Origin of the sequence: Streptomyces sp. IBSBF 3136 (genome assembly GCF_036815105.1) — a bacterium.
In the GTDB taxonomy this organism is placed as follows: Bacteria; Actinomycetota; Actinomycetes; order Streptomycetales; family Streptomycetaceae; genus Streptomyces.
Window position 1 is genome coordinate 1 of the sequence record NZ_JAJSZC010000254.1, and the last position, 10,340, is coordinate 10,340.

Consider the following 10,340-nt stretch of genomic DNA (forward strand, 5'->3'; position numbering starts at 1 on the left):
GGGCCGCCCTGCGGCGGCTACGGCTTCCCGCCCCCGCAGGGCGGCCCCGGCGGCCGCCCGGGTGGCCCCGGCGGTGCCGAGCCCGAGCTGTGCCCGCAGTGCCGTACGCCCCGCGAGGGCGGCGCGCCCTTCTGCGAGGAGTGCCGGTGGAACTTCCTCACCAACACGGCCACCTCGTACACCCCGGCCGCCCCGCGTCCGGCCCAGCCCCGCTTCCAGCCGCCGAGCGCGACCTACGGCGGCGGTGACTCCTACGAGTACCAGGGTTCGCGGCCGTCGCAGATGAACCGGCCCGCCGAGCCCATCCCGTCCTTCGGCAGCGAGCCGTCGGGCCCGACGCCGTTCGCCGGTGAACGCGGCCAGGGCGGTCCGGCGCCCACCTCGGGCGGCCAGGGCGGCCCGGACGCCTTCGGCGGCGGCCGGCGCCCGGCCGGTCCCCCGCAGGGCTTCGGCGGCCAAGGCGCGGGTCCCGGCGGTCCCGGTGGCCCGGGCGGACCGTCCGGTTTCGGCGGTGGCCCGGGGCAGCGCCCGGGTGGTCCCGGCGGTCCGTCCGGCCCGCCGCCCTTCGGCCGCGACCCGTTCGGCTCCGAGCCCTCCGGCCCCGGTGGGTACGGCGGTCCCGGTGGTCCTGGTGGCCCCGGCGGCCCCGGTGGTCCGTCCGGCTTCGGTGGCGACCCCTCCCGTCCGGTTCCGCCGCCGCCCGGCCCGACCCCGTCGGCCGGCCCCGGTGGCCAGGCAAGCGGTGCGCCGCGGGCCTTCCAGCAGTCCGGGCCGCCCGCGCCGCCCGCCTATCCGCAGGAGACCGGCCGGCCCCCGGCCGGCGGTCCGTCCTTCGGCGGCGCCGAGGACGACTGGGTGATCTCCCCGCCGTCCGGCGGGCCCGGGCAGGGCGGTGGCTACGGCTACCCGCAGCCCGGTGCCACCCAGGCCCCGCCCGGCCCCGGTTACCCGCAGGCGCAGCGGCAGCCCGCCCGCTGGACCGCGACCATCGGCCCGGACCGCGACTACTTCATGGCGATGATGCAGCGTTCGGGCCCCGAGGCCACGGGCCTGAACCTGCCCGCGTACTCGCCCGAGCAGCAGCGCGCGCTGACCGGCAACCAGGTCACCATCGGCCGGCGCCGGCACTCCACCGGTGACACCCCCGACATCGACCTGTCGGTGCCGCCGGAGGACCCCGGTGTCTCGCACCAGCACGCGGTGCTGGTCCAGCAGCCGGACGGCGGTTGGGCGGTCGTCGACCAGAACTCGACGAACGGCACCACGGTCAACGGCTCGGACGAGCCGATCCAGCCGTTCGTGCCGGTGCCGCTGCAGGACGGCGACCGGGTGCACGTGGGCGCCTGGACGACGATCACCGTCCGCCGGGGCTGAGGCCCCGCACGGGAGCCGTTCCGCGCGAGCGGCTCCACGGGCGGCACGTCACGGCAGGGGCCAGGTGTACGGCCCCTCCGGGTCGTCCAGCCAGGCCCAGGCGTGTGCGCCGCCGGCCGTGACGCCGTAGCGCTCCCGGCCGGGGCCGCCCTCGCGCTCCCACAGCCCGTAGGCGTCCCGCGGGTCGAGCACGCCCCGGCTCAGGGCGAGCAGGAAGCGGAACGTCTCCTGCTCCCCGGCCCCGATCGGCAGCCCGGCCAGGGACACCGCCCCGGGCCGGCTCCCGCCGGTGCCGCGCAGCGGGACGAAGTAGGCGGCCGCGGGCAGGAAGCGGCCCTCGGCGTGGCCCGCGTGATGGACCGTGAGCGCGAGCAGACCGGTGGCCAGCGGGGTCAGGATCCGGGCGCCGGGACGGCACTGGGTCAGCCACGCTCGGGGCACCGTGGGCAGCGCGCAGGTGGCGATGATCCGGTCGAAGGGGGCGCGTTCGGGCACTCCGCGCGCGCCGTCGCCGGTGACGACCACGGGATGGTGGCCGGCCGCCGCCAGGTGCCGGGCCGCGGACTCGGTGATCTCCGGTTCCAGGTCGACGGTGGTGACGAGGCCGTCGTCGCCGAGCCGGTGGGCGAGCAGGGCCGCGTTGTAGCCGGTGCCCGCGCCCACCTCCAGGACCCGGTCGCCGTCGGCCACGCGCAGGGCCACCAGCATCCGCGCCATCAGCGAGGGCTGGCTGGAGGACGAGAGCAGCTCGCCGTCGCGCAGCCGGGTGGCCAGCGGGACGTCGGCGTAGGCGCCGCGCACCCAGCGCTCCCGCGCCCCGGGGTCCGGGTCCTCGCCCCAGCGTCGCTCGTAGCCGCCCCGGACGCCGACGTAGTAGTACGGCACGAACAGGTGCCGGGGCACCCGGGCGAATGCCTCCCGCCACACCGGGTCCTCGTCCCAGGCCCCCTCGGCGTCGATCTCCGCGACCAGCGCGGCCCGTGCCGCGGCGGCGAGCTCGTCGATCCCGGTGTCGTAGGCGCCCATGGGTCCACAGTAGGGGCGGCGGTCTCGAGGGCCTGAGTCCTCGGTCACCGGGTCTGAGACGATGGAGCGGTGAATGAGATTCGGCGCGGCACGCTTCAGGAGCAGACCTTCTACGAGCAGGTCGGCGGGGAGGAGACCTTCCGTCGGCTCGTCCACCGTTTCTACGAGGGAGTCGCCGAGGACGCGGAGCTGCGGGCGATGTACCCGGAGGAGGACCTGGGCCCGGCCGAGGAGCGGCTGACCCTGTTCCTCATGCAGTACTGGGGCGGCCCCACCACCTACGGCGACAACCGCGGTCACCCCCGGCTGCGCATGCGGCACGCCCCCTTCACCGTGAACCGGGCGGCGCACGACGCCTGGCTGCGGCACATGCGGGTGGCCGTCGACGAGCTGGGGCTCTCCGAGGAGCACGAGCGGACGCTGTGGAACTACCTGACGTACGCCGCCCAGTCGATGGTGAACACCCCCGACTGATCATCCGAATCCCGAATTCCGGTCGTTCCGCGCCGGATTCCGGTCACGATCCGGTATAGACCGGTCGGCAACCGGTTACCCGCGACCGCTCCGCTCTGCGAACATCACCCGAGATCCAGACGTATTCACGAAGTCCGGACGGCACGGGGGTCGGGTGACGGGGTTCGTCTTCTCACGCGCGCGGGCACACCGCCTGCTGCTCGGCTCCGCCCTGCTCACCGTGCTGCTGACCACGGCGGTGCTGGCGACGCTCACGGCCTACTCGGGGGCGATCGGCGACGCGGCCCTGCGCCATGTGCTCGGCGACCCGCGCAACGCGGCCGCCACCTCACTGATCGTCAAGGCCGATGTGCCGGCCGGCCGGCGCGCCGCCGCCGACACGGCCGTGCGCGAGGGCGCGCGGAAGACCTTCGACGGGCTGCCGGTGACCGTACGGACGCTGCGCCGCTCGGGCCCCTACGCGCTGCCCCGCTCGCTGAAGCCGGCCGCCCGGCGGGCGGGCGACCCGGACCTGACCTACTTCGCGGCGGTGGACCCCGCCCAGGTGCGGCCCACCGCCGGGCACCTCCCGGGCCGCGGGACCGGCGAGATCGAGGTGGCCGTCCCGCTGACCGCCGCCCGGGCGCTCGGGCTCGTACCGGGCGACGGCCTCACCCTGGCCGACCGGCTCGGCGACCGGAAGGTCCGGGTACGCGTCACCGGGCTGTACCGGCCCGCCGCCACGAACGCGCCGTACTGGCGGCTGGACGACCTCCTCGGCCGCGGGGTGAAGGAGTCGGGGTTCACCACCTACGGGCCGCTGCTCGCCGACCCCTCGGTCCTCGCCGACGGGCGGGTGAGCACCGGCGGCACGGCCTGGCTCGCCTCGGCCGACTTCGGCGCGATGACGACCGGACGCACCGGGGACCTGCGCGCGGCCGTGCGGGCGGGGAGCGGGGAGCTGCGCAAGGCCCCCGATCTGAGCGGTGCGACGGCGGCGACGACCTCGCTGCCGGACGTGCTGGACCGGATCGACCGCTCCCTGCTCGTCGCCCGCTCCACCCTGCTCATCGTCGCGCTGCAACTGGTCCTGCTCGGCGGGTACGCGCTGTGGCTGGTGGCCCGGCTGCTGGGCACCGAACGGGCCGCCGAGACCCGGCTGCTGCGGGCGCGCGGCGGCGCACGCACCCGCATCGCCGCCCTCGCCGGGGCCGAGTCCTTGCTGCTCGCCCTCCCCGCGGCCCTCTGCGCACCCCTGCTGGCCGGACCGCTCACCGCCCTGCTCACCGCACACGGCCCGCTGTCCCGGCTCGGCCTGCGCCTCGACCTCCCGCCCGCCGGGAGCCCCGGGGTGTGGCTGGTGGCGGTGGCCGTGGCACTGGGCTGCGCGCTGACGGTGACGCTCCCGGCGCTGACGGGCGCGGGCCCGGAACCCTCCGGGCGCGGACGGCGGGGCACGGAGTCCGGCCGCCCGCGCGCTCCGCGCGCCACCCGGGCCCGCGGGCGCCGTCCCGCGGGCTCGCGCGGACCCCGGGTCCGCCGCGCGGGCGGCGGTCTCGTCCCCACCCCGCTCCGCGCGGGCGCCGACCTCGGCCTGCTCGCCGTGGCCGGGGCCGCCTACTGGCAGCTCGGGCGGCAGGACTCCGGCGGCATCGCCACCGACCGGTCGGGGGCGCTCGGGGTCGACCCGGTGCTGGTCGCCGCGCCCGCGCTGGCGCTGCTCGCCGGGACCGTGCTGACGCTGCGCCTGCTGCCGCCGGTGGCGCGGCTGGCGGAACGGTGGGCGGCGGCCGGGCGGGGGCTGCCCGCGGCGCTCGCCGGCTGGCAGTTCAGCCGCCGTACCGCACGCGCGGCCGGGCCGGTGCTGCTGCTGGTGCTCGCCGTCGCGCTCGGCATGCTGGCCATCGGCCAGGGTGCCTCCTGGCACCGCTCGCAGGACGACCAGGCCGACTTCCGCGCCGGGGCGCCGGTGCGGGTGCTGGACGCCGGGCGGGGCGGCCTCGGCCGTACCGCGGCGTACGCGGCCCTGCCGCACGTCAGCGGGGCGGTACCCGCCGTACGCGGCGAGCAGGGCCTGTCCGGTGACCGTACGGCGACCGTGCTGGCCCTGGACACCGCGCACGCGGCGGACGCGCTGCTGATGCGCCACGACCTGTCGGACGAACCGGTGAGGTCGCTGCTGGCCGGGCTGACGCCGAAGGAGTCCCCGGTGGGGGCCCGGGTGCCGGCGCACACCGCGCGGCTGCGGCTGACGGCGAGCCTGCGCAGCTCCACCGGGCCCGGGACGACCGCCCAGGTCACGGTCCAGCTGGAGGACGGGGCCGAGGTGCCGTACCCGGTGCCGGCCGGCTCGCTGCCCGCCGACGGCCGCCCGCACACCCTCGTCGTCGACCTCGGAACGGCGACCGGCCCGGCGCTGCTCACCGGGCTCAAGCTCGACATGACCCAGCCCGCCGGGCGCGCCGAACGGCACCGGCTCACCCTGGGGGACCTGACCGCCGAGAGCACCGACGGAACCCGGCGCCCGCTCGCCCTGCCGGTCTCCTGGACCACGGCCGTGCACACCGGCGGCGCCGCCGTCTCGTCCCCGCGCACCACCCCCACCCGACCCAGGACCGTCTCCACCAGGCCCCCGGCCTTCTCCTACGGCACCGGCTACCTGCCGGACGCCGGTTACTCGACCATCGCCACGGTGACCGTGCAGCTCCAGGTGGCGCGGCCCGCGCCGCCCGAGGTGCGCGCCGTCGCGACCGACCGCTTCCTGACCTCGGCCGGCGCCCGCACCGGCCAGCGCCTGGACGTCATGGTGGGCGACCAGACCCTGCCGGTGCGGATCGTCCGGTCGGTACGGGCGCTGCCCACCACCGGCACCCCGGCGGACTCCGCCGCCCACGACGGCGGCGCGGTCCTGGTCGACCTGCGCGCCGCGAACCGGGCACTGCAGGCGCGCTACGGGGAAGGCGCCACACCGAACGAGTGGTGGCTGCGGACCGCGCCCCACGACGCGGCCCGGGTGGCCGCCGCCGTACGGGCACTGCCGGACGTCGACCCGGAACAGGTGGTGGTGCGCGACGAGATCGCCGCCGAACTGCGCGACGACCCCTTCGGTGCGGGCCCCACGGCCGCCTTCACCGCGGCCGCCGTGGTGGCGGCGGCGCTCGCCGCGGTCGGGTTCGCCGTGGGCGCCGCCGGATCGCTGCGGGTGCGCGAGGCGGACTTCGCGGTCCTGCGCGCCCTCGGCGCCCCGCGCCGCCGGCTGGCCCGCACGGTCGCCGCCGAGCTCGCCGTACTGGTGGGCCTGGCCCTCGCGGTCGGCACCGCCCTGGGCACCGTACTGGCCCGTGGCGTGCTCCCGTTGATCGTGCTGACCGGCGAGGCCACCCGGCCCGTGCCAGGCCTGCTGGTCGAACTGCCGCCCGCACGGGTGGCGTTGCTGCTGGCCGGGGTCGCCGCCGCGCCACTGGTGGTGGCCGTGGTGACGGCCCTGCGCCGGGCCGACCCGGCCCGGGCACTGCGTGAACAGAGGGGTGAGTGACGTGCGTTCCGTTCCGGCCGTGGTCGCGCCCTGGGTACGGACCCGGCTGCGGGCCGCCCCCGGTGCCGCGGCGGCGCTCGCCCTGCTGGTCGCGGTGACCGCCTGCCTGGCGGGCGCGCTGCCGCGCGCCGTGGACCGGTACGAGGACGCGGGCCTGCGGCACGCCCTCGACCAGGCGCGCCCCGAGCGCACGACCGTGCGGGCGTCCGCGACCGTGCCGGACTACGGCTCGTCCGGCGACACCCCGGACGTCCTGTTCAGCCCCGAGGTCGTCAGACGGAAGTTCGGCGAACTGCTGCCCGTGATCGACGGTTCGGTGCCCGTCGACCGCGCCCAGTCGGCGTACGGCGTCACCACGGAGACCGGCAGCTCGGTGACCGAACCATGGCTCCCCCGGCCGACCGGCCTGCCCGCCAAGGTCACCCTGGTCGCGCAGAACGGCCTGGCGGGGCACGCGCGCGTCCTCGAGGGCCGGCTGCCGCGCGCCCCCGGCCGGGTGGACACCGGCGCGTCGAAGACCGAGGCCGCCGTCTCCGCCGCCACCGCCAGGACCCTGCGCATCAAGGTGGGGGCGGTCATCCATGTGCCCCGCTTCACCGGCACCCTCACCGTCCGGATCACCGGCGTCCTCGCCCCGCGCGACCCGGCCGGCGCCTACTGGTCGACCGTGCCGCTGCTGCGCACTCCCGCGCTGGAACGGCTCCCCGAGCCCGGCCCGCCGCAGACCTACTGGCACGGCGCGCTCCTGCTCCCCCAGGAGGCGACCCGCATCATGCTGAACAGCGACCAGCACGCGGTGCGCTACTGGAACTTCGCCCCACGCCCCGGCAGCCGGCGCGCCCACGACCTCGGCCGGCTGCGGTCCGCCATCGCCTCGCTGGAGTCCGGTCCCGGCCTGCGGCGGGCCCGTTCCCTCACCGATCCGGACCTGGCGGTGAACACCGGTCTGGACGACGTGGTCATCGCCTTCTCGCGGCTGCGCTCGGGCGTCTCCCCGCTGGTCGCGGTGGCCGCCGCGGGCACCGCCACGGTGGCCGCGGTCGTCCTGTTCATGGCGGGCGGCCTCGCCGCCGACCGGCGCCGCACCGAACTCGCCCTGCTGCGCGCCCGCGGCGCCTCGCTGCCAGGCCTCGCCGGACGGCTGCTGGCCGAGACCGCCGTGGTCGCCGTGCCCGCCGGGGCGGCGGGCCTCGCGGCCGCCCTCGTCCTGCTCCCCGTCACCCGCGTCGGCCAGGCCGTCACCGCCGCCCTCGCCGTCACGCTCACCGCCTGCGCCGTCCTTCCGCTGCACGCCGTGCTCGACCACCGCTCGGTCCGGCTCACGGGCCCCCGGGAGGACCTGGCCTCGGCCCGCCCCTCCCGCCGGCGCACGGTCACCGAACTGACCCTGCTGGCCCTCGCGGCCGGGACGGTGGCCACCCTGCGCGGCCAAGGCACCTCGGCCGGCCGACTCGTCTCCCTGGCACCCGTGCTGACCGGCGTCATCGCGGCCCTGCTGCTGCTCCGCCTCTACCCGCTGCTGCTGCGCCGCCTGGCCCGCCCGGCCGGCCGGCTGCGGGGCGCGGTGGCCCCGCTCTCCCTGGCCCGCGCGGGACGCACCGGCGCCTCGGCCGTGCTGCCCCTGCTCGCCCTGCTGACCGCGCTGACCACGGCCGCCTTCGGCGGTTCGGTACTGGCGGGCGTCGCCGAGGCCCGGGATCACGCGGCCCTGGACTCCGTCGGCGCCGACGCCCGCCTCGACTCGGCCACCCCGCTCCCCGACGGCCTGTCCGCCCGGGTGGGCGCGCTGCCCGGCGTGCGCGGGGTGACGGCGGTGAGCATCGCGTACCAGGCCCGGCCGGACGACGGCGACGACGCCGTGCCGCTGGTCGGCGTCGACCCCGGCACCTACGGCAGGCTGTCGGCCGGGACCGGGCTCGGCGCCTTCCCCGCCGGGCGGCTGCGCAAGGCGGCCCCGCTCCCCGCCCTCGCCTCCCCGTCCGTCGCACGGACCTACGGCACCCGGCGCCCGCTCACGGTGCGCCTCGACGACGGCAGCACGGTCACCGTCCGGATCACCACCGTCCGGGACACCACCCCGGCCGTGCCCGGAGCCGACTTCCTGGTCGTCGACCGGGCCGGCCTCCCCGCCGTGGCCGACCGGCCGACCTCGCTGCTGCTCACCGGCGCCCACCCGGACGCGGCCGCGCTGCGCCGCGCGGCCCCCGCCCGGGCCACGGTCCGCGTCCTGGCCGAGGAGCGCGCCGGCTACGCCGACTCGCCCCTGCAGACCGGCGCCGGGCACGTCTACACGGCGGCGGTGGCGGCGGGCGCCGGCTTCGCCGTCCTCGCCCTGCTCCTGGCGCTGCTGCGGGCCGCCCCGGAACGCGCCGCGCTCCTCGCCCGGCTGCGCACGATGGGCCTCACCCGCGCCCAGGGCCGCCGCCTGCTGATACTGGAATCCCTCCCCCAGGCGCTGCTCGCCGCCCTCGGCGGCGCCCTCACCGGCTGGGCGGCCATCCGGCTCCTCTCCCCCGGCATCGACCTCACCACCGTCGCCCTGGCCACGGCCGAGCCCGCGACGGGGCCGGCCGTACTCCGCCCCGACCCCTGGTCCCTGACGCTCCCGGCCGTCACGGTCGTGCTGCTCGCGGTGGGAGTCGCGGCGCTCCAGGCGTGGTGGACGGGCAGACGGGGATCGGTACGGGAACTCCGGGCCGGGGAGGGGCGATGAACACCCGTGCGGGGGCTCTGGGCCGGGGGCCGATGACACCACACACGCGGGCACGCGGAGGCCCGTGCCCGTGCCCGTGGCCGTACCGACGACCGGTGGCCGGGGCGGCCCTCCGCCGGCCACCGCACCCGGCACTACACCTGGCGCCGGCACCGCACCCGGCACCACACCTGGCACCGCCCCCGGCACCAGACCTGGAACCGCACCCGGCACCGCACCGGGCATCCGGGCAGGAGACCCCATGACAGCCGAACCCACCCTCACCGACCTCGCCGACCGCGTCACGGCGTCCCGGGACCGCCCGGCGTACGGCCACGACGCCCTCATCACCTGCGACCGGCTGGTCCGCGTGTTCACCGCGGACGGCGTCGAGGTGCAGGCGCTCCAAGGCCTCGACCTCCTCGTCCGCGAAGGCGAGCTGATGGCCCTGGTCGGCGCCTCGGGCAGCGGCAAGTCCACCCTGATGAACATCCTGGCCGGCCTGGACACCCCCACCGCGGGAGCGGCCCGGGTGGCCGGCCGCGACCTGCTCGCCATGACCGCCAAGGACCGCCTGGCCTACCGTCGCGAGGTCGTCGGCTTCGTCTGGCAGCAGACCTCCCGCAACCTGCTGCCCTACCTCACCGCGGCCCAGAACGTCGCCCTCCCCCTCCAGCTCTCCGGCACCCGGACCCGCCGCCGGGCCCGCGCCGAACGGGTTCTGGAACTGCTGGAGTTGCTTCAGGTCGCCGACTGCCGGGACCGTCATCCGCACGAGATGTCCGGCGGTCAGCAGCAGCGCGTCGCGATCGCGGTGGCACTCGCCAACGCCCCCGCGGTACTGCTCGCCGACGAACCCACCGGCGAACTCGACTCGCAGACCGGCGCGCAGATCTTCGACGCGTTCCGCACGGCGAACGAGACCCTCGGCACCACCATCGTCATCGTCACGCACGACCAGGCGGTGGCCGGTGAGGTCCGCCGCACGGTCGCCATCCGCGACGGCCGCACCTCCACCGAGGTGCTGCGGCGCAGCGAGGTGGACGCCGCGACGGGCCACGAGACGGTGGTCGCCCGCGAGTACGCCATGCTCGACCGCGCGGGTCGCCTCCAGCTCCCCGCCGAGTACACCAGGGCCCTCGACATGCGGGACCGGGTCGCGCTGGAGCTGGAACCGGACCACATCGGCGTGTGGCCGGACGACAGCGAGGAGCGGTAGCCCTCCGGGGGTGTTCGGGGGCGGCGCGGGCCGGTCCCGCA

The 10,340-nt window shown here is 77.4% G+C and carries 6 protein-coding genes; 5 read left to right on the plus strand and 1 reads right to left on the minus strand.

Features of this window, described 5'->3' with window-relative positions; translation table 11 throughout:
* The coding region (locus tag V7E45_RS34815; RefSeq protein WP_333778253.1) for an FHA domain-containing protein at positions 1–1,374 on the plus strand (1,374 nt) is incomplete at its 5' end.
* Between the two features lie 48 nt (positions 1,375–1,422).
* Here V7E45_RS34815 and V7E45_RS34820 read toward each other — a convergent pair.
* Entirely contained in the window at positions 1,423–2,400 is a 978-nt protein-coding gene (locus tag V7E45_RS34820) for a methyltransferase domain-containing protein (RefSeq protein WP_333778254.1), read from the minus strand.
* A gap of 69 nt (positions 2,401–2,469) precedes the next feature.
* Here V7E45_RS34820 and V7E45_RS34825 point away from each other — a divergent pair, with 69 nt between their 5' ends.
* The 4 genes from V7E45_RS34825 to V7E45_RS34840 all read left to right on the plus strand — a co-directional run bounded on the left by V7E45_RS34825 (position 2,470) and on the right by V7E45_RS34840 (position 10,299).
* The gene (locus V7E45_RS34825; RefSeq protein ID WP_333778255.1) at positions 2,470–2,874 is read left to right on the plus strand and encodes a globin; all 405 of its coding nucleotides are present in this window, start codon (positions 2,470–2,472) and stop codon (positions 2,872–2,874) included.
* Positions 2,875–3,028: 154 nt separating this feature from the next.
* Positions 3,029–6,388 (plus strand): ABC transporter permease, encoded by a 3,360-nt coding sequence (locus tag V7E45_RS34830; RefSeq protein WP_333778257.1) that lies wholly within the window; start codon positions 3,029–3,031, stop codon positions 6,386–6,388.
* 1 nt (position 6,389) lies between these two features.
* Entirely contained in the window at positions 6,390–9,101 is a 2,712-nt protein-coding gene (locus tag V7E45_RS34835; RefSeq protein ID WP_333778258.1) for an FtsX-like permease family protein, read from the plus strand.
* Positions 9,102–9,342: 241 nt separating this feature from the next.
* Positions 9,343–10,299: an ABC transporter ATP-binding protein gene (locus V7E45_RS34840; RefSeq protein ID WP_333778259.1), complete on the plus strand. Its 957-nt coding sequence runs from the start codon at positions 9,343–9,345 to the stop codon at positions 10,297–10,299.
* The last annotated feature ends 41 nt before the right edge of the window (positions 10,300–10,340 follow it).